The organism is Bacillus sp. FSL K6-3149 (assembly GCF_038630515.1).
Classification (GTDB): Bacteria; Bacillota; Bacilli; order Bacillales; family Bacillaceae; genus Bacillus; species Bacillus pumilus.
Window position 1 is genome coordinate 1680174 of record NZ_CP152034.1, and the last position, 19564, is coordinate 1699737.

Here is a 19564-nt window from a genome sequence, read left to right on the forward strand (position 1 = left end):
TGACTATTTTCTTTATCTGTTGGATCACTATGATGCTTCGAGAGAAAAGGGCTCTTGCTGCGCCTGTGTAAAGTTGCTTTAGAACAGTAAAATTTGATATGATAAAGTGTATATGACTTATGATCATGACCACGAACACGTATCATTTTTGGAGGTGAACCTGCATGTCTAGAATTTCAATAGAAGAAGTAAAGCACGTGGCGCATTTGGCACGGCTTGCAATTACAGAAGAAGAAGCTGAAATGTTTACTGAACAGCTTGATAGCATCATTTCATTTGCAGAGCAGTTAAACGAGGTAGATACGGAAAACGTTGAACCAACAACACACGTATTAAAAATGAAAAACGTCATGAGAGAAGATGTTCCGAATAAAGGTCTTTCCATTGAGGCAGTCATCAAAAACGCGCCTGATCATAAAGACGGCTATATTCGTGTGCCATCAATTTTGGACTAAAGGAGGCCTGAGGCATGTCACTGTTTGATCACAAAATTTCTGAATTAAAAGAGCTTTTACATAAAAAGGAACTGTCTGTTTCTGATTTAGTGGACGAGTCTTATAAACGAATCAATGAAGTAGACGGGAAAGTACAAGCATTCCTTGCACTGGACGAAGAGAAAGCTCGTGCGTATGCAAAGGAATTGGACGAGGCAGTTGGTGAAAAGGACGAGCTTGGTTTATTGTTCGGTATGCCAATCGGTGTGAAAGATAACATCGTCACAAAGGATTTACGTACAACAGCATCTAGTAAAATCCTGCAAAACTTTGATCCTATTTATGATGCAACGGTTGTCAATCGTCTAAGAGATGCGGAAGCAGTCACAATCGGTAAATTAAATATGGACGAATTTGCAATGGGATCTTCTACAGAGAACTCAGGCTACAAAGCAACGAAAAACCCTTGGAATTTAAACACTGTTCCAGGTGGATCAAGTGGTGGCTCAGCAGCTTCTGTTGCAGCAGGTGAAGTACCATTTTCACTTGGATCAGATACGGGCGGTTCGATTCGCCAGCCGGCATCATTCTGCGGCGTTGTGGGTCTGAAGCCGACGTATGGCCGTGTATCTAGATACGGCTTAATCGCATTTGCTTCTTCATTAGATCAAATCGGACCGATAACGCGTAAAGTAGAGGACAACGCATATGTTCTTCAAGCGATTGCTGGGGTCGATCAAATGGACGCAACGAGTGCAAATGTCGACGTCCCAGATTTTCTTTCTTCATTAACTGGAGACATCAAAGGCATGAAAATTGCTGTGCCAAAAGAATACCTTGGAGAAGGTGTTGGCGAGGAAGCAAAAGAGTCTGTTCTTCAAGCATTAAAAGTATTAGAAGGGCTTGGTGCAACATGGGAAGAAGTGTCTCTTCCGCATTCTAAATATGCGCTTGCGACTTACTACTTACTGTCTTCTTCAGAGGCATCTGCAAACCTTGCGCGTTTTGACGGCATCCGTTATGGCTACCGTACAGATAATGCCGACAACCTGATTGACTTATATAAAAATACTCGTTCTGAAGGCTTTGGAAACGAAGTGAAACGCCGCATCATGCTTGGCACATTCGCTCTTAGCTCAGGATATTATGATGCATACTATAAAAAGGCGCAAAAAGTCCGTACATTGATCAAAAAAGACTTCGAAGATGTTTTTGAAAAGTATGATGTCATTGTAGGACCAACCACACCAACTCCTGCATTTAAGATTGGTGAAAAGACAAGCGATCCACTGACGATGTATGCGAACGATATTTTAACGATCCCTGTGAACCTTGCAGGCGTTCCAGGAATCAGTGTGCCTTGTGGATTTGCAAACGGTCTTCCGTTAGGACTGCAAATCATTGGTAAGCACTTTGATGAAGGAACGGTTTACCGCGTGGCTCACGCTTTCGAGCAAGCAACAGATCATCATAAAGCAAAACCTGAACTGTAAGGGGTGAATCAGAATGAACTTTGAAACGGTAATTGGACTTGAAGTCCACGTTGAGCTAAAAACACAATCAAAAATTTTCTCCAGCTCGCCGACACCTTTTGGTGCAGCTGCCAACACGCAAACAAGTGTCATCGACCTTGGATATCCTGGCGTACTGCCTGTATTGAACAAAGAAGCGGTGAACTTTGCAATGAAAGCAGCAATGGCGCTAAACTGCGAGATCGCAACAGATACAAAATTTGACCGTAAAAACTACTTCTATCCTGATAACCCAAAGGCGTATCAAATTTCTCAATTTGATAAACCGATCGGTGAAAACGGCTGGATTGAAATTGAAGTAGAAGGCAAAACGAAACGAATCGGTATTACGCGTCTCCATTTGGAAGAGGATGCAGGTAAACTGACACACACAGGCGACGGATATTCACTTGTTGACTTCAACCGTCAAGGCACACCGCTTGTTGAAATCGTATCTGAGCCAGACATTCGCACACCAGAAGAAGCGTATGCGTACTTAGAAAAACTAAAATCTATTATTCAATATACAGGCGTATCTGACTGTAAGATGGAAGAAGGCTCACTTCGCTGTGATGCCAATATTTCACTTCGTCCGATTGGCCGTGAAGAGTTTGGAACGAAAACAGAGCTCAAGAACTTGAACTCATTTGCTTTCGTACAAAAAGGTCTTGAATTCGAAGAGAAACGCCAAGAGCAAGTATTGCTTTCTGGCGGCTTGATCGAACAAGAAACTCGCCGCTATGACGAAGCGTCTAAAAAGACGATCCTCATGCGTGTCAAAGAGGGCTCAGATGATTACCGCTACTTCCCAGAACCAGATTTGGTGGAGCTGTACATTGATGACGAGTGGAAAGAACGCGTAAGAGCATCGATTCCAGAGCTTCCAGACGAGCGCCGCAAACGCTACATCGATGAGCTTGGCCTTCCTGCATATGATGCGATGGTGCTGACGCTGACAAAAGAAATGTCTGATTTCTTTGAAGCAACCATTTCAGAAGGTGCAGAAGCAAAGCAAGCTTCAAACTGGCTGATGGGTGAAGTATCTGCCTACTTAAATTCAGCTCAAAAAGAGCTGGAAGATACAAAGCTAACGCCGCAAGGCCTGGCTGGCATGATCAATCTCATCGAAAAAGGAACGATTTCTTCTAAGATTGCCAAAAAGGTATTCAAAGAGCTGATTGAAAATGGGGGAGACGCAGAAACAATCGTCAAAGAAAAAGGACTTGTCCAAATTTCTGACGAAGGTGCCCTGCTCAAACTTGTCACAGAAGCACTTGATAACAACCCGCAATCCATCGAAGACTTTAAAAACGGAAAAGACCGCGCGATTGGTTTCTTAGTCGGACAAATCATGAAAGCATCGAAGGGACAAGCAAACCCGCCGATGGTCAACAAGATTCTCCTAGAAGAAATCAAAAAACGCTAAATAGCAAAAAACCGCCTCATGAGAAGAGGCGGTTTTTTTTATTTGAACTGACAGGGTCTTATCATAGATTCAGACCACCGCCGTATATCAATTCGGGGATTCTTTTCTTATAATGAAGCGTAAGCGAAAGTGCACATTCGAAGGGGGATAAAGGTGAACGAATCGGAAAAACAGCGCGTAAAGTTATGAAAGAAACAGCTTCAATTGTTCGACTACTCTTATGACAGCAGGGTCCTCACACTTTTCTAAATTCGTCAGCATTCCTTGAATGACTGGCTTACGAGGCTCAGCTTTCGCCAGTTCTTCCTCAATGACTTCAATGGATACAAGGGTATCATCAGAAAGTAAATGCTCAAGCTTTAACAAACGAAGCTCCTCTTCTAGGGATGCAGCACTCGGCGCTTCATCGTCCCAAATGGTTGGCTTTAAGATTGGTTTTGTCTGAGAACGAAGCATACCTTGAACCAAATCATCTAATCGTTCGAGTATAAAGGAAGAGAGCTCATCAAATGATAATTGCATCTGATCTTGTAAAAGCAGCACCTGCACATACGATTGGATGATTCCTTGAATCATGACTGACAGGTCAGTTATAAATGGTTCGATCTCCTGTCCATAAGTGGTCAAGATGGAAATTTGAATTTCATCATTCATTTGCTTTTTCACAGTTTTTGAATACTTTTTAATTTGCTGGTTTTCTGGAATAATGTTCTCGCTGAGGATCAAAATGATAAAATCCTTGTTCTCAGCAAAATGCTGAAACTGTTCAGCGATTTGCTTCTGGAAGATCTCTCTCGGTGCGAGATGCTGATTCTCTTTTCGAATCGTTTCAATACTTTGCATAGAAGTGTCGATATAATATTCGAACGCTCGGTTGAAAAGCTGTTCTTTTGATTTGAAATGCAAATAAAACGCGCCTTTCGATATTCCGCACTCATCTGCTATTTCCTGAATGGTCGTAGAAGAAAAACCCTTTTTCGCAAACAACTGGATGCTTGCTTTAATGATTTTTTCTTTTTTTTCGTTCATCAAATAAGGCCCCTTCAGCTTTAGAATGTTACGTCAAACGCAAGAGAAATGGTTGACGGCATTGTATATCACCGTTTATTATGATATAGAATGACCAGTCAGTCAATACATAAAGGAAAATGGAGGACATAATGAATTCGATTATCAATTTTGTATTAAAGAATAAGTTCGCTGTATGGCTCATGACAATTATCGTAACAGTTGCTGGTCTATATGCTGGATTGAATATGAAACAAGAATCAATCCCGAATATCAACACTCCAGTCATTACGGTTTCTACAACGTATCCTGGCGCAACGCCGGACGAAGTATCAGATAAGGTGACCGATCCAATTGAGAAGTCTATTCAAAACCTAAACGGAGTCAATGTAGTCACATCCAATTCTTTTGAAAATGCTTCATCGATTCAAGTCGAGTACGATTACAACAAAGACATGGATGAAGCAAAAAAGGAAATTGAAGATGCGGTTAACAATATCAATTTTCCGGAAAATGCAGAAAAACCAAAAATCGCACGCTTTAGTATCAATGCGGTCCCAATATTAGCACTCAGTGTATCTGGTGATAAAGAATCATTAGAAAACCTGACGAAAAAAGTGGAAGATGACCTTGTCCCTTCACTTGAAGGATTAGACGGTGTATCTTCCGTCGAAGCTTCTGGACAGCAAATCAAAGAAGTAGAATTTTCGTTTAAACAAAAAAAATTGAAAGAATACGGTTTAGATGAAGAAACCGTCCAAAACATGATCAAAGGCTCTGATGTGAATGTGCCATTAGGTTTATACACATTTGGCAACAAACAAAAATCAGTTGTCGTGGACGGCAATATTTTAAGCGTCAAAGATTTGAAAAACATGCGAATTCCTGTCACACCAAGTGCAAGCAGTGGAGCTGGAGCACCATCTAGCGGCGCTGAAAACCCAGGTGCGCAAGGTGCGGAGCAGCAGGCTGGAAATGCAAGTCAGCAGCAAGCAGCAGCCCAGCAGCAACCTAGTGGAAGTGCAGCGAGCGGTCAATCTGTAGAGCTGCCGACAATTAAGCTTTCTGAGATTGCGGATATTAAAGTCGTCAAGAATGCAGAATCGATCTCTAGAACAAATGGAAAAGACAGTATCGGTCTGCAAATTGTCAAAGGCTCTGATGCCAACACAGTAAGTGTAGCAGAAGCAGTCACAAAAGAACTTGAGAAGTTTAAGAAAGATAACAAAGGAATCAAAGTAAGTACCACATATGATCAAGCAGAACCGATTAAAGAGTCCGTTAGCACAATGCTGAATAAGGCTATCATCGGAGCGATTTTTGCGATCATTATCATTATGTTGTTCCTTCGAGATATCAAATCAACCTTAATTTCGGTCATCTCCATTCCGTTATCTCTGTTGATTGCTGTTTTAATATTAAATCAGCTGGATATCACACTAAATATCATGACACTTGGTGCCATGACCGTCGCCATTGGGCGTGTTGTTGATGACTCCATTGTTGTCATAGAAAACATATATCGACGAATGGCATTAAAGGATGAGCCATTAAAAGGAAAAGAACTCGTTAAAGAAGCCACAAAAGAAATGTTTATTCCAATCATGTCTTCGACGATCGTCACAATTGCGGTCTTCTTACCGCTAGCACTTGTGGGTGGAATGATTGGTGAACTATTCATCCCATTTGCATTAACGATTGTGTTTGCTTTAATGGCTTCACTCCTTGTCGCCATTACGATTGTTCCAATGATGGCACACAGTCTATTTAAAAAGAACCTGTACGGCACAGCGAAAAAGGTAAAAGAACATAAACCAAGCAAGCTTGCTGGCGGTTATAGACGTGTACTCAATTGGACATTGAACCACAAATGGATCACATCAGGAATTGCCATTCTTATGCTTGTCGGAAGCTTATTCTTAGCACCACTTGTCGGTGTCAGCTTCTTACCACAGGAAGCAGAGAAGACGGCGATGGTGACTTATACACCTGAACCTGGACAAACGAGAGAACAAGCTATCGATGAAACGAAAAAAGCAGAAGAATATTTGATCAAACGTGACCATGTCAATACTGTTCAATATTCACTAGGCTCTTCAAATGCCCTGACAGCAAGTGTAGGCGGCAATTCTAACGGTGCGTTATTCTTCGTACAATATGATGAAGACACACCAAACTTTGATAAAGAAAAAGATAAAGTGGTCAAAGCTCTGCAAGACAAAACGTCTAAAGGGGAATGGAAATCACAAGACTTCTCATCTGCTGGCGCAAGCAATACAGTAACGTACTATGTCTACGGTGACAAAGTAAGCGATATTGAAGGCACAGTAAAAGATGTCGAGAACATCTTAAAAGATGAGAAAAACCTGAAAAATGTCAGCACAAGCTTATCTGAGAAATACGACGAATATACGTTTAATGCAGATCAAGAAAAACTGGCGAAACTGGGTCTAACTGCTTCACAAATCGCTCAAGCGATTGCTCCTCAAAATAGTGAAACAACACTGACGAAAGTAACTGAGGACGGCAAAGAACTTGATGTGAATCTTCAAACGGAAAAAGATGAATATAAGAGCAAAAAAGATTTAGAAAATAAAAAGATCACAACACCAACAGGGCAAGAAGTCCGAATTGGTGATGTCGTAAAAGTAAGAAATGGTACGACAGCGAATACGGTGACAAAACGTGATGGAAAAATCTACGCAGAAGTGTCTGGAGACATGACAACAGATGATGTCTCAAGTGTGACACAGGATGTTCAGAAAAAAGTCGACAAGCTTGATCTGAAATCTGGCGTAACGATTGACACAGGCGGCGTAAGTGCGGATATTGAGGAATCCTTTACACAGCTTGGGCTCGCAATGCTCGCAGCGATTGCCATTGTGTATCTCGTTCTCGTCATCACATTTGGCGGAGGTCTTGCACCATTTGCAATTCTCTTCTCGCTTCCATTTACAATTATTGGCGCGCTCGTTGGATTATTTTTAGCAAAAGAAACCATCAGCTTAAACGCCATGATTGGATTGCTCATGCTGATCGGAATTGTTGTGACAAACGCGATCGTCTTAATTGACCGAGTCATTCATAAAGAGAAAGAAGGACTCTCAACAAGAGAGGCATTACTGGAAGCTGGTACAATAAGAGTACGTCCAATCTTAATGACGGCACTTGCGACAATTGGGGCACTTCTTCCATTAGCATTAGGATTTGAAGGCGGAAGCCAAATTGTTTCAAAAGGACTTGGCGTCACAGTCATTGGTGGTCTCGCAAGTTCAACATTGTTAACACTGGTTATCGTACCAATCGTATACGAAGTGTTAAGCAAATTTAAACGCAAAAAGAAATACGTAGAAGAAGATTGAGATGGGGCCCCGCTTTGATGGCGGGGCTTTTTTATGTTGAAATCTGACAAACAGCTCTTTTCATAAGCTCTTCAAATGCTTGGAAAAATGCGTCACGATCGACATGGTCAATCACTTGAATTGATTTTCCATCTGTTTGCTCTTCGGTACGTCCTTGCTTTGGCGTTTCGGTGTAAACGATCGCATTCATTTCCTTTGAACGAGTAAATGATGAGGAAGCAAGAGTGATCGTTGTCAGCACGTCCCATAAGTAGTAAGTCGAGTTGGTTTCGTGATGAATGAGAGGCGGGCAAAAGGCGTAACACTGCCCAATAAAATCAATCCCGATATGAGAACGAAGGGAAGCCCACCGCTGACGAATATCAGGTGTAAGCGGAACTTGATTTGTGCTCTCAAGTGCGACCATTTCAATAGGAAAGCGTTCCTTGAAGACAGTGCTGACAGCATAAGGGTCCCAAAATGCATTCCATTCTGCTGTCCCATCATGCTCGGGTTCCTCAACATTGCCTTTTTCAAGAAACGTACCGCCCATCCATACCAATTGTTCAATTTTATTAGAGATTGAAGGATCTTCTTCTAAGGCGCGTGCAAGGTCTGTGAGCGGACCTGTAAAGAGCAGCGTGACAGGTTCTGCAGACTTTTTAACAGTTTCGATTAAATGAAGATGTGCTGGAAGCTTGGACACTTTTGTATCAACAGTGCCTTTCTCGTTTAAAATAGGTAAGGCGTCTACATAAAAAGCATGCATGCGCCACTCTTTTGGAAAGGGATTGACGCCTCTAGAATTTGAAGTAGCGACTTCAATTTCATATGGGCTAAATCGATCAATGATTTTTTGAGACGCACTGAGAGCAGGCTCTAAATAACAATCAGCAGGAATCACAGACGTCCCAATCACTTTCAGATGTTCCATTTGAAGGAGAAGAAATAACGAGACGAGGTCATCAACACCGCCATCATGATTAAAATAGACAGGCTTTTTCATCGCAAACCATCCTTTACAGCGTTTTCTTTTATCTTATCAGAATGCTTTCTTGCTGAGGGAAATGTGGCAGGAGATTTGTCATATTAGGGTGTTGTTCTGTTGCCATTTTCAAATCTCATAGTATAATTAAAGGTTGTTAGTGGTGAAAATAGATTGCATAATGAATATAGGATGATGATGAATGAAACGTGCTCGAATTATATACAATCCGACATCTGGGCGTGAACTCTTCAAGAAGAATTTGCCGCAGGTTTTGCAAAAATTTGAACAAGCTGGCTATGAAACATCTTGTCATGCAACGACATGTGCAGGAGATGCGACACAAGCAGCTGAGAATGCCGCACAGAGAGACTTTGATTTAATTGTAGCAGCAGGTGGAGACGGCACGATCAATGAAGTCGTCAATGGACTAGCACCGCTTGAAAAAAGACCAAAACTAGGAATTATTCCGGTTGGAACAACAAATGACTTCGCAAGAGCACTTGGAATTCCACGAGAAGGTGTTTTAAAAGCAACAGATGCCATTATAGATGGTGTAGCGAAGCCGCTTGATATCGGTAAAGTCAATGGCCATTATTTTATTAATATTGCAGGCGGCGGCCGGTTAACAGAGCTCACCTATGAAGTGCCTAGTAAGCTGAAGACAATGCTTGGACAGCTTGCTTATTATTTAAAAGGCATGGAGATGCTTCCTTCTATCCGCCCGACAGAAGTCGAAATTGAATATGACGGCAAATTGTTTCATGGAGAAATCATGCTGTTTCTTGTTTCACTCACAAACTCAGTAGGCGGCTTTGAAAAGCTAGCGCCAGATTCTGTTTTGGATGATGGCATGTTTGACCTGATTATTTTAAAGAAGGTCAATTTAGCAGAAGCCATTCGAGTAGTCAGCCTTGCACTGCGAGGCGAGCATATTCATGATAACAATGTCATCTACACAAAAGCGAATCGCGTGAAGGTAGATGTAAAAGATAAAATGCAATTAAATTTAGATGGCGAATTCGGCGGCATGCTGCCAGGTGAATTTGAAAACCTGTATCGTCATATTGAATTTATAGTGCCAAAAGCAACAGCTGAAAAAATAGGGTAGAGATTGAACTTGGTTCCTTATGGCACCAAGTTTTTCTTTGCAAATGAGGTGATAAAATTGGTGAAAATGAAACCGCCTGTTGAAAAGAATGAATACTACAATGTAACCTTCGAAGACTTAACGCACGAAGGTGCAGGTGTAGCGAAAATTGAAGGATTCCCTGTCTTTGTACCGAATGCACTGCCTGACGAACAAGGGAAAATCAAAGTCACACGTGTCAAAAAAGGATTTGCTTTTGGGCGACTCATGGAGCTGACAAAGGAAAGTCAGCATAGGCAAGATGCGCCATGTCCTATCTATAAGCAGTGCGGCGGCTGTCAAATTCAGCATATGAGCTATGAAGGCCAGCTGCTATTTAAACAGAAACAAGTAAAGGACGTTTTAGAGCGGATCGGCAAGCTTGATATGAGCCGTGTAAAAGTTCATCCTGTACTCGGCATGGAAGACCCTTGGAATTACAGAAACAAAGCACAAGTTCCAATTGGCGAACGCGAAGGCGGACTAGTTGCAGGATTTTATCAGCAGCGTACCCATGAAATCATCGATATGGAAAAATGTTTGATCCAGCAGTCAGAAAATGACGAAGTGGTACAGACAGTAAAAGACATATGTAATGCGTTTGGCATCAAAGCATATAACGAAGAGCGGCACAAAGGCTGGCTGCGTCATGTGATGGTTCGCTACGGCATTGCAACAGGTGAAATGATGGTTGTGTTTGTTACTAGAACGGCTGACTTTCCGCAAAAGCAGCAGGTGATTGAGCAGATTATAGCACGCTTCCCACACGTTCGGTCAATTGTGCAAAACGTGAATTCAAAGAAAACAAATGTTATTTTCGGAGACGAGACGACTGTTTTATGGGGAGAAGAATACATTTATGACACGATTGGCGACATCAAATTTGCCATTTCAGCCCGCTCGTTTTACCAAGTGAATCCAGCTCAAACAAAAGTGCTTTACGACAAAGCGCTTGAATATGCCGAGCTACAAGGAGAAGAAACTGTTATTGATGCGTATTGCGGAATCGGGACGATCTCTTTATTTCTCGCACAAAAAGCAGGCAGAGTATATGGCGTAGAAATTGTGCCAGAAGCAATTGAAGACGCAAAACGCAACGCTGCCTTAAACGAGATCAACAACGTCGAATTCGCAGTCGGCGAAGCAGAAACCGTCATCCCAAACTGGTACAAAGAAGGCATCAAAGCAGATACCCTCGTCGTCGATCCACCAAGAAAAGGCTGCGACGAAGCACTGCTTGACACCATTTTAAAGATGAAACCAAACCGAGTTGTTTATGTTTCCTGTAATCCAGGGACGCTTGCTCGTGATTTGCGCATTCTTGAAGATGGTGGGTATGTGACAGAGGAAGTGCAGCCTGTGGATATGTTTCCGCATACGAGTCATGTGGAGTGCGTGGCAAGTCTTGTAATCAATCATTAATTGAGATATCCCGATTTCGTGAAAAATATCGATATCGGGATATTCTTATTTTTGCTTCCCCTCCGTTAGAATGAAAAATTCGCTTGAAATGCTATTAAAATAAAACTCTATAGACATATGAATATAGATAGAAAAAGCTATGAAATGAATAAACCCCTTCTCCATTATTGGATAGGGGGTTCTTCTTCTATATTTTGATTCTTTTGATCAAGCGCAGAGGATATGATATCAAGTCCGATGTATAAAAAGCTAACAAAGAAAGATAAAATCAATACCCCATTTCCCCATATAGAAACTTCAATTATCTTCAAATTTAGTACATATTTAATCGTGAAGTAAATAAGAGCCCACGAAGCAAAAAATTCTAAAATATAAGTTATCCAATTTGGGACCTTCAACAAAAAAGTGATTCCTTTCCCTATAAATAAAACGATAAATGACCAAAAAATCACAATGATGCTAACTAACAACGAGAAGGTAATCATAGAAAAAAATGAATCATAAGTGATGTATTCACCGAAAAGAAAATTTACTCCCAATGATACTAGATAAAGCATGACAGTTGGAAGGGCAATAACTAAACTTAGGGAAAAAAATATAAGCAAAATAAGAAGAACGGCAGCAATAGCGCCAGGGGCTTCATCTACAACGTTTTTCTTTCTTAAAAAAGTATAGAGTATGATAGACACTAAAAGGAGTATTAAAAAAGTCAATGAAATCACGTAAGAAAAAGACATGAAGACCCTCCATAAAAAAGCACTATTAGAAACTAATAGCCCTTATTTTTATATTTAGATAAGAGTAATGATGAATTTTGCCAATGTTTTAGCAACATCTCGAGGGGCACCCATCTTAATAAAAGCATTTGTGAACTGTTTTTCTGTCCATTTTTCCCCTTTATCCATTACTTTTGCGATTTTGGCAGAATGTTTTCTGATCCAAGCGGCAGCTTTTAAGAAAAGCACTTTTATCTATGCGATACACAAAAATTGTAACAAAAACCATATTAAGAATAAATTGTATCTTAGTACTGTATTTTATATAACCTGATATATTTTGAATAAAGAATATCTAAAGATGATGAAGTTATTTATCAATTTAACAATTTTTTCTGTGTTATTCGCTGCCGGTTGGTCACTTGATAAAATTATTACTTCTAACACTTATCATGTAACAGAAAAGGCAATTACAATTTAAAAAGTCCCTGCATAGGGCTTTTTTATTTGAATATCTTTTCATTAGTTTGCCGGATGCTGTACCTGCTGCCCGTCGCGTGACACGTTTCCCAGAAGTAGCTTTTGAACGGCGTTTACGTCTCCTCAAATTTTTGATATTTTATAAAGTGCTGATAGTATTTTGTTCATTTTATACTCCTTTTGCGTTGAATCCTTACAAAAGTATATAATGATAAAAATTGCTGAAAGACTTTATAGAAGGACATGCCCTTTAGGCGCTATGTCATGAGAGGAATTGGATGAAAGATGAGTAAAAATTTCTGGCGTGATTTACCGCGGCCATTTTTTATATTAGCACCAATGGAAGAAGTGACAGATGTTGTGTTTCGTCATGTTGTGAGTGAGGCGGCGAGACCGGATGTGTTTTTCACAGAGTTTACGAACAGTGAGAGCTATTGCCATCCTGATGGGATTCAAAGTGTGAAGGGGCGTTTAACTTTCACAGAGGATGAGCAGCCAATTGTTGCTCATATTTGGGGAGACAAACCTGAGAACTTTAGACAAATGAGCATTGGAATGGCGGAATTAGGGTTTCAGGGGCTTGATATTAATATGGGCTGTCCTGTTCCGAATGTCACGCAAAACGGGAAGGGCAGTGGATTGATTCTTCGTCCAGACGTTGCCGCAGAACTGATTCAAGCTGCAAAAGCTGGGGGACTGCCTGTCAGTGTAAAAACAAGACTTGGTTTTACAGAGGTCGATGAATGGCGCGATTGGCTCAGACACATTTTGGAGCAAGACATTGTGAACTTATCGATCCACCTTCGTACTAGAAAGGAAATGAGCCAGGTGGATGCGCATTGGGAGCTCATTCCTGAGATTGTAAAACTTCGTGATGAAGTAGCACCTGATACGCTTTTGACGATCAATGGTGATATTCCTGATCGTCAAACGGGCTTGAAGCTCGCTGAGCAGTATGGAGTGGACGGTGTGATGATTGGGCGCGGGATTTTCCATAACCCATTTGCTTTTGAAAAAGAGCCGAAGGAGCATACGAGTGATGAACTGCTTGGTCTTTTAAGATTACATCTTGATCTTCATGATCAATACTCATCACTAGGCTTGCGTCCATTCAAGGCACTGCACCGTTTCTTTAAGATTTATGTAAAAGGGTTCAGAGGAGCGAGTTTCCTAAGAAATCAATTAATGAATACATCATCAACAGATGAAGTGCGTGCAATGCTGGATGAATTTGAAGCGAGAAATCAAGAACAATCATGACCAACAAGAGGAGGGGGAACCCTTCTCTTTTTTTATTAAATAGGACTATTAAACTAGTTCGCTTAAATGGTAAAATGAGATAGAAATAACAATTGGAGGTATTTTATTTGAAACCATTTTGGGATACAGACAGAGAAAGTGAAGAGACATTTAAGAAAATCAATGAAAAAGGCATCGCAAAAGCGGAAAAGAAGCTAGGCGTCATCCTGCCTGATACATATAAGAAACTTATCCTCGAACAAAATGGCGGGTATACCCTGCATAACGCTTTCCCAACGGACCAGCCGAATGGATGGGCAGAGGATCATGTGTCATTTGATCATTTAAGAGGAATTGCCAAAAATGAAGGCATCATGGATAGTGATTATTTAATAGAAGAATGGGAATTGCCTGAGGGACTTGTGCTCATTTGTGGGGATGGTCATACGTGGATTGCATTGGACTATAGAGAAACAAAGGAACATCCGCCAATTCATTACTTTGATCTAGAATATGAGACGGATTTTAAATTAGCGAATTCGTTTGATGAATTGATTGTGGGGCATTATACCGCAGAAGATAGCGAAGAAGATGAAATGTCAGATGAAGAGTGGCTGGCTGAATATGAAAAGCAGAATAAACCATTATCAAAAGAAGAAGTGAAAGATATCTTCTTAACCAAAGACCCTGAGCAGCTTTCAAAAATCGCGAATTTCCAAGTAGAACAAATTGATGATATCAAGTGGATTTTTTCTGAAGTAGAAACATATATGGACACCCTTCAGAACGAAGAAATGTTAACGACTGCTGGCTGGGCAATCAATACGATCTTTATAATGAATGATGAAATGATTAAGCAGCATGCTGATGTTGTCGAGCATGCACGTCGTTTTGCGAAACAATTGAGTCAATCAGAAATAGATGAGATGCATAACATTGCCATTAATATATCAATCGCATTTGAATTTGATTTAGAGGAATAAGTATTTATCATTTTTAAAATAGACCCCCTCACCAAAAAGGGGGTCACCATTTCCTTACTCCGCACTCTCCTCAACCTCACGGCTATCCTCTGTTTCACCTATATAAATAGGGCCGTTTGCGTGGTCGAGTCGGATTGGCCATTCGTATGGAACTTGCAGGCGTCTAGCAATGGCTCTCCAGAATTTTGTTGAATCCAATTCGAATTCTTGGAAGTCTTTTAATAAGTCTTTGTAAGACGAGCCATCAAATTGAATGAACATATCTTGAAGGCGCATGAACGCGACATGTCTCACTTCTAATGCTGCCGCAGCTTCCATTTCTTCTTCTGTTGCTTCTCCAATGATTGTTCCTGCGGGCGGAAGCATGTCGTATACGTTAAATTCCTCTTCTTCTTCGTGTGCTGCATTGTGCTGTTGATCTGACATTTTCTTCACTCCTTCTACTATTCATCATTGCTACACTTCTATTATCGGAAGAAAATGCGAAATGTGGAATGAATTCAGGAAGGAGATGCACGACACTTGCTTTTTCTTCTTGAATCTTTTATGATCAATTACAGATATAAAAGGTCTGTAATAGATAGAAAGGGATGTTCCTATGAAATATTCTAAAGCGACCAACTATGCGCTGCATACGATGGTGTTTTTAACTCTTGCACCAAAGGGGAAAGCAATAGGCGTTGAGGCTCTCGCCAAGATGCAAGACCTTTCACCCACTTATTTATCCAAAATCTTAACAAAGCTTGTGAAGGCAGGATTGATTGAATCAACACCTGGCGCAAAAGGTGGTTACACCATTCTGAAAAAGAAGGAGGACATTTCGTTTTTAGATGTGATTCAGTCGGTAGAAGGACAAACCAATTTATTTCGTTGTTCCTTAGAACATGATTCTTTCATGCCTCATGATGGCTGTTTGATTGAACAGGTCATGCAGGATGTTGAAACGAAAATGCAGGAAACGCTAAGTCAAAAGCGGTTAGTTGATATCGCAAGTCAAATAGAGCAGACAGAAAAAAATCCATTTTTCAACATGTGATTTTTTTGAACCAATTATAGATATTAAGAGTCTTTAAAGTCTTGAATAAAAAGGAGAGATTGACATGTTATTAGATTGTGCCATTATTGGAGGCGGGCCAGCCGGATTAAGTGCAGCACTTGTTGTGGGGCGAGGCAGAAAACAGGTCATTGTATTCGATGACAAGATGCCAAGAAATCGAGTGACCCAGGAATCACATGGGTTTATTACAAACGATGGGATGACACCGTTTGAGATCAGACAAGCGGGTGAAGCAGATCTTCAAAACTACTCCAATATCCAAATCAAACGAACTAGAATTGTTGAGATACAAAACAATGAGGTCAACTTTGCGTTACTGACACAAGAGGGAGAAAGATTCGAAGCGAAGAAAATCATATTGGCAACAGGACTAGAGGATATACTGCCAGAGATCAAGGGGATGCATGAAGTGTATGGAAAGACGTTGTTTAGCTGTCCTTTCTGCGATGGCTGGGAGCTAAAGGATAAGCCACTTGCTCTCATTGCTGAGAATCCACGCGCCTTGCATATGGCTAAACTTCTTTCCAATTGGACAAAGGATTTGATTGTGTTTACGAATGGGCAGCAAGTGTTTGCTGAAGAGGAGAAGGCATTGCTATCAGCACATTCTATCCAAGTCATTGATGTACCGATTATGTCCATTCATCATGAGAATGGGCAAATGCACTCTATTCACCTTGCGAATGGGGAAACGGTGAATAGAGAAGGCGGATTTGTCGCAAGTGACTTCAAGCAGTCAGCTCCATTTGCTGAAACACTAGGCTGTCAAATGACGAAAAATGGCGGTATCGAAACAGATATTCTTGGTCGTACAACAGTCAGCGGTGTCTTTGCATGCGGTGACAATTTAGGCGGCCCTGCTCAGCTTGTCCTTGCAGCAGCAGCTGGAAGCCAGGCAGGAATGGGCGTTATCCATGAACTTGTGCAGGAAGAATTTCAACAAAAAACATCTCTATGAAAAGAGATGTTTAGCGATGAACGGTTTTCCTTTTTGCTAAGACGTGAGCTGTCCATTCAAAAAGTGCGTAGATGACAAAGAAGATCAGAATCCAGCTGCTGACATCGACCCATACATTGGTGATATGAATGATGTTCGCCTGATCAAGTCCAGCCTGTATCCACATGGTGATCAATGCTGTGAGGAACACCTGTAAAAACCATTTTTTCAATTGGTCACACCTCCATCTCTTTCTATCATATAAGAAATGACAGTTTATTTCCAATTATGTTTCCATCAGTTTCAACGGTAAAATAAGAAATAAAACCAATGGAAGGATATGACATGAGCGATCAAACCGATAGTTTTTTAAAAAGTCATTTTCCTGATCTTGTCCTCACGCCGCCTCTTTTTTATGGGTGGCCTTTTGGGCTTCGCTTTGAAGTGGCAGATTGGTCATTAGGAGAAGAATCAGTTGTATTAGAAAAAGCAGGGGATCGTGCTTTGAAAGTTGTCAGATATGCTTTTGATCTACAGTACTGGCTATTAGACTATGACCGCTCTCAGATGGATCAGTTGTTTACAGAGAAATAAGAAAACCGCACTTGTCGACAAGTGCGGTTCTGTTTTATGCTTCTACTTTATTGAAGAACTGTGGTAAATATTCTTTGTGTGCTTCTAGCATTTCATCTAGGATGCTTTTTGCAATGGCATCTGATGGGACGAGCGGGTTGATCGTCATTGCGACAAGTGCTGTGTTGTAATCGCCTGTCACGGCTGCTTCAGCGGCAACACGTTCAAAGGATTTAATTTGAGAAATAAGTCCTTTGACTGCGACTGGCATTTCGCCAACAGCGATTGGTTTAGGGCCGTCTTTTGTGATGACACAGTTCAGTTCAACAGCAGAATCATTTGGAATGTCACTGATGGCACCATTGTTGATCGTGTTCACAGGCTGAATGTCATGCTTGTCGTTATAAATGGATGCAATCAAGTTACAAGCCGCATCACTGTAGTAGGCACCGCCTCGTTTTTCAAGCTGTAGTGGCTTGATATCAAGATCAGGGTCTTTGTACAGCTCGAACAGGTCATTTTCTAGTGCACGAACGACTTCTGCACGAGTGCCCTCATTCTCTGCTGCTTTCTTTTCTTCAGCCAGCATATCACTTGTTTTGTAGTAGTAGCGGTGATATGGACATGGAATCACGCCAAGCCCTTTTAAGAAATCAGCATCCCACGGAATGGCATGAATGTTGTTCATCGACATCGTGGAGTTTGGATCTGCCATGTCTTCGATGACTTGATCCATGATACTTTTGCCATCTAAGAATACATTGAGTCCAAAGACCATATGGTTCAATCCAGCAAAGCTGACCTCGACTCTGCTTGCGTCGACATCAAGCCCTTTGGCAATTCCCATGCGAATGCCGATTGGCACGTTGCATAGTCCAACGACTTTGCGATGGTTTGAATAGCGAAGTACGGCTTCTGTAACCATACCCGCTGGATTTGTGAAGTTCACAAGCCATGCGTTTGGGCACAGTTCTTCAATATCTTTCACAATATCAAGAATGACTGGAATGGTGCGAAGCCCTTTGAATAGACCTCCTGGACCATTCGTTTCTTGACCAATGACATCATATTTTAAAGGAATGCGTTCATCCTTCATACGTGCTTCAAGAAGTCCGACACGGAATTGTGTTGTGACGAAATCAGCGTCCACAAGCGCTTTCCGGCGATCTAATGTTAAATGGACCTCGATTGGAAGTCCTGCCTTTTTCACCATTCGTTTTGCAAGATCTCCGACGATTTCAAGCTTTTCTTTTCCCGCTTCAATATCGACAAGCCAAAGTTCGCTAATCGGGAATTCATCGTATCGTTTAATAAATCCTTCTACAAGCTCTGGTGTATAGCTTGATCCTCCGCCAATTGTGACAACCTTTAATCCTTTTGCCATGTTCTGCACCTCCGAATAATGTAACGCGCAATGTTATAATAGAGAAAAGCCAATTCTTTTGTTTGTACATCTATAGCTTATCGTGAGAGCAGCTCGTGCGTAAATGACTTCAGCGTCTTTAGGCAAGGGTGCCCTATTTAGAGATTTGTTACATAAAAGAAACACATTGTGACATGCTGTTGGAGAAAGGGGAAGTCAGATGTTTTCAAGTGAGGTTATTTCCAGCTTTAATGAACTAGAAAGCGCTTTATACCGATACATCATGGAAAACAGTGAAAAGGTCGTGTATATGAGAATTCGGGACTTAGCAGATGCTGCCCATATATCCACCTCGTCTGTCCTTCGCTTTTGCCGAAAAGTAAATTGTGAAGGCTTTTCAGAGTTTAAAGTGAAGCTTAAAATGTATTTAGAAGCAGAGCAGACACCTACTTTAAAAAGCACCCAGCACTTTCTGTATGAATTTATTGAACGAACACTAAAAGGGGACTTTGAGGGGAAAATTAAAGAGGCAGCAAGACTCATTGCCGATGCAAAAAATGTGCTGTTTATTGGCACTGGCAGCTCTGGTATTTTGGCGCAGTATGGGGCAAGGTACTTTTCAAGTCTTGAGAAATTTTCATTTTACATCAATGATCCGTTTTTCCCGATGAATATGCAGTATTTAGACAATAGTGTCACCATTGTGCTGTCAGTATCAGGGGAGAACAGTATTACAATCGACCATATTTCGAAGTTAAAAAGAGAAGGCAGCAAAATCATTAGCATTACAAACAATCAGCACTGTACGGTTTCGCGCATTTCTGATTTAAATATTGCTTATTACGTGACAGACGAACGGGTTCACAGAGCTAATATTACGACACAGACGCCCGTTGTGTATATTTTAGAAGCGATGGCTCGTGATATGTTCGCGATGTTAAAGGAAAAGTAAAAGAGCCG

Annotated in this window: 18 protein-coding genes; 12 read left to right on the forward strand and 6 right to left on the reverse strand. The window is 41.1% G+C overall.

The genetic code is table 11. From position 1 onward, the window contains the following. Window positions 1-164 precede the first annotated feature (164 nt). From gatC to gatB, 3 genes are read left to right on the forward strand one after another with little or no spacing between them, the layout of a single operon-like run. Complete coding sequence (gene gatC, locus MHB83_RS08420; RefSeq protein WP_003213898.1) at window positions 165-455, forward strand: Asp-tRNA(Asn)/Glu-tRNA(Gln) amidotransferase subunit GatC; 291 nt, start codon at window positions 165-167, stop codon at window positions 453-455. Window positions 456-469: 14 nt separating this feature from the next. Then, window positions 470-1927 carry an Asp-tRNA(Asn)/Glu-tRNA(Gln) amidotransferase subunit GatA gene (gene gatA, locus MHB83_RS08425; RefSeq protein WP_342496807.1) on the forward strand — a complete coding sequence of 486 codons (1458 nt, stop codon included), beginning with the start codon at window positions 470-472 and terminating at the stop codon, window positions 1925-1927. A 13-nt stretch (window positions 1928-1940) separates the two neighbouring features. Further along, window positions 1941-3371 carry an Asp-tRNA(Asn)/Glu-tRNA(Gln) amidotransferase subunit GatB gene (gene gatB, locus MHB83_RS08430; RefSeq protein ID WP_003214292.1) on the forward strand — a complete coding sequence of 477 codons (1431 nt, stop codon included), beginning with the start codon at window positions 1941-1943 and terminating at the stop codon, window positions 3369-3371. 183 nt (window positions 3372-3554) lie between these two features. On the opposite strand, the gene MHB83_RS08435 is transcribed toward gatB, so the two are convergent. Continuing rightward, a complete protein-coding gene (locus MHB83_RS08435) occupies window positions 3555-4400 on the reverse strand; it encodes a TetR/AcrR family transcriptional regulator (protein ID WP_340989017.1) in 846 nt (281 codons plus the stop codon). Between the two features lie 131 nt (window positions 4401-4531). Between MHB83_RS08435 and MHB83_RS08440 the strand changes: the two genes are divergently transcribed. Continuing rightward, window positions 4532-7741 (forward strand): efflux RND transporter permease subunit, encoded by a 3210-nt coding sequence (locus MHB83_RS08440; RefSeq protein ID WP_335343248.1) that lies wholly within the window; start codon window positions 4532-4534, stop codon window positions 7739-7741. 31 nt (window positions 7742-7772) lie between these two features. On the opposite strand, the gene MHB83_RS08445 is transcribed toward MHB83_RS08440, so the two are convergent. Continuing rightward, window positions 7773-8726, reverse strand: coding sequence for a nucleoside hydrolase (locus MHB83_RS08445; RefSeq protein ID WP_342496808.1), 954 nt, complete (start codon window positions 8724-8726; stop codon window positions 7773-7775). A gap of 181 nt (window positions 8727-8907) precedes the next feature. Between MHB83_RS08445 and MHB83_RS08450 the strand changes: the two genes are divergently transcribed. Together MHB83_RS08450 and rlmD are read left to right on the forward strand one after the other, a co-directional pair. Continuing rightward, window positions 8908-9816: a diacylglycerol kinase gene (locus MHB83_RS08450; RefSeq protein WP_003214384.1), complete on the forward strand. Its 909-nt coding sequence runs from the start codon at window positions 8908-8910 to the stop codon at window positions 9814-9816. Window positions 9817-9876: 60 nt separating this feature from the next. Next, window positions 9877-11256, forward strand: coding sequence for a 23S rRNA (uracil(1939)-C(5))-methyltransferase RlmD (rlmD, locus tag MHB83_RS08455; RefSeq protein ID WP_342496809.1), 1380 nt, complete (start codon window positions 9877-9879; stop codon window positions 11254-11256). 164 nt (window positions 11257-11420) lie between these two features. Here rlmD and MHB83_RS08460 read toward each other — a convergent pair whose 3' ends face one another. After that, window positions 11421-11993: a hypothetical protein gene (locus MHB83_RS08460; protein WP_342496810.1), complete on the reverse strand. Its 573-nt coding sequence runs from the start codon at window positions 11991-11993 to the stop codon at window positions 11421-11423. A gap of 744 nt (window positions 11994-12737) precedes the next feature. Between MHB83_RS08460 and MHB83_RS08465 the strand changes: the two genes are divergently transcribed. Beyond that, complete coding sequence (locus MHB83_RS08465) at window positions 12738-13712, forward strand: tRNA-dihydrouridine synthase (RefSeq protein WP_106032789.1); 975 nt, start codon at window positions 12738-12740, stop codon at window positions 13710-13712. Between the two features lie 107 nt (window positions 13713-13819). Then, the gene (locus MHB83_RS08470; protein WP_322000409.1) at window positions 13820-14674 is read left to right on the forward strand and encodes an SMI1/KNR4 family protein; all 855 of its coding nucleotides are present in this window, start codon (window positions 13820-13822) and stop codon (window positions 14672-14674) included. Window positions 14675-14728: 54 nt separating this feature from the next. On the opposite strand, the gene MHB83_RS08475 is transcribed toward MHB83_RS08470, so the two are convergent. Then, window positions 14729-15100, reverse strand: coding sequence for a hypothetical protein (locus MHB83_RS08475; protein WP_003214092.1), 372 nt, complete (start codon window positions 15098-15100; stop codon window positions 14729-14731). A 172-nt stretch (window positions 15101-15272) separates the two neighbouring features. Here MHB83_RS08475 and MHB83_RS08480 point away from each other — a divergent pair, with 172 nt between their 5' ends. After that, on the forward strand, window positions 15273-15710 hold the full coding sequence (locus MHB83_RS08480) for an Rrf2 family transcriptional regulator (RefSeq protein WP_212046310.1): 438 nt from the start codon (window positions 15273-15275) through the stop codon (window positions 15708-15710). Window positions 15711-15774: 64 nt separating this feature from the next. After that, complete coding sequence (locus MHB83_RS08485; RefSeq protein ID WP_226804749.1) at window positions 15775-16689, forward strand: NAD(P)/FAD-dependent oxidoreductase; 915 nt, start codon at window positions 15775-15777, stop codon at window positions 16687-16689. A 10-nt stretch (window positions 16690-16699) separates the two neighbouring features. Here the strand turns inward: MHB83_RS08485 and MHB83_RS08490 are convergent, their stop codons facing one another. After that, complete coding sequence (locus tag MHB83_RS08490; RefSeq protein ID WP_137055420.1) at window positions 16700-16900, reverse strand: hypothetical protein; 201 nt, start codon at window positions 16898-16900, stop codon at window positions 16700-16702. Window positions 16901-17013: 113 nt separating this feature from the next. Here MHB83_RS08490 and MHB83_RS08495 point away from each other — a divergent pair, with 113 nt between their 5' ends. Continuing rightward, window positions 17014-17262, forward strand: coding sequence for a hypothetical protein (locus MHB83_RS08495; protein WP_335365534.1), 249 nt, complete (start codon window positions 17014-17016; stop codon window positions 17260-17262). 34 nt (window positions 17263-17296) lie between these two features. On the opposite strand, the gene MHB83_RS08500 is transcribed toward MHB83_RS08495, so the two are convergent. Beyond that, complete coding sequence (locus MHB83_RS08500) at window positions 17297-18625, reverse strand: 6-phospho-beta-glucosidase (RefSeq protein WP_342496811.1); 1329 nt, start codon at window positions 18623-18625, stop codon at window positions 17297-17299. Window positions 18626-18824: 199 nt separating this feature from the next. Here MHB83_RS08500 and MHB83_RS08505 point away from each other — a divergent pair, with 199 nt between their 5' ends. Then, entirely contained in the window at window positions 18825-19556 is a 732-nt protein-coding gene (locus MHB83_RS08505) for a MurR/RpiR family transcriptional regulator (RefSeq protein WP_137055419.1), read from the forward strand. Window positions 19557-19564 lie beyond the last annotated feature (8 nt).

Coding starts and splice junctions, on each gene's coding strand:
- MHB83_RS08480 (WP_212046310.1), top strand. CDS start 15,273: ATGAAATATTCTAAAGCGACCAACTATGCGCTGCATACGATGGTGTTT.
- gatC (WP_003213898.1), top strand. CDS start 165: ATGTCTAGAATTTCAATAGAAGAAGTAAAGCACGTGGCGCATTTGGCA.
- MHB83_RS08505 (WP_137055419.1), top strand. CDS start 18,825: ATGTTTTCAAGTGAGGTTATTTCCAGCTTTAATGAACTAGAAAGCGCT.
- gatB (WP_003214292.1), top strand. CDS start 1,941: ATGAACTTTGAAACGGTAATTGGACTTGAAGTCCACGTTGAGCTAAAA.
- MHB83_RS08485 (WP_226804749.1), top strand. CDS start 15,775: ATGTTATTAGATTGTGCCATTATTGGAGGCGGGCCAGCCGGATTAAGT.
- MHB83_RS08465 (WP_106032789.1), top strand. CDS start 12,738: ATGAGTAAAAATTTCTGGCGTGATTTACCGCGGCCATTTTTTATATTA.
- MHB83_RS08440 (WP_335343248.1), top strand. CDS start 4,532: ATGAATTCGATTATCAATTTTGTATTAAAGAATAAGTTCGCTGTATGG.
- gatA (WP_342496807.1), top strand. CDS start 470: ATGTCACTGTTTGATCACAAAATTTCTGAATTAAAAGAGCTTTTACAT.
- MHB83_RS08445 (WP_342496808.1), bottom strand. CDS start 8,726: ATGAAAAAGCCTGTCTATTTTAATCATGATGGCGGTGTTGATGACCTC.
- MHB83_RS08495 (WP_335365534.1), top strand. CDS start 17,014: ATGAGCGATCAAACCGATAGTTTTTTAAAAAGTCATTTTCCTGATCTT.
- MHB83_RS08450 (WP_003214384.1), top strand. CDS start 8,908: ATGAAACGTGCTCGAATTATATACAATCCGACATCTGGGCGTGAACTC.
- MHB83_RS08435 (WP_340989017.1), bottom strand. CDS start 4,400: ATGAACGAAAAAAAAGAAAAAATCATTAAAGCAAGCATCCAGTTGTTT.
- MHB83_RS08500 (WP_342496811.1), bottom strand. CDS start 18,625: ATGGCAAAAGGATTAAAGGTTGTCACAATTGGCGGAGGATCAAGCTAT.
- MHB83_RS08460 (WP_342496810.1), bottom strand. CDS start 11,993: ATGTCTTTTTCTTACGTGATTTCATTGACTTTTTTAATACTCCTTTTA.
- MHB83_RS08475 (WP_003214092.1), bottom strand. CDS start 15,100: ATGTCAGATCAACAGCACAATGCAGCACACGAAGAAGAAGAGGAATTT.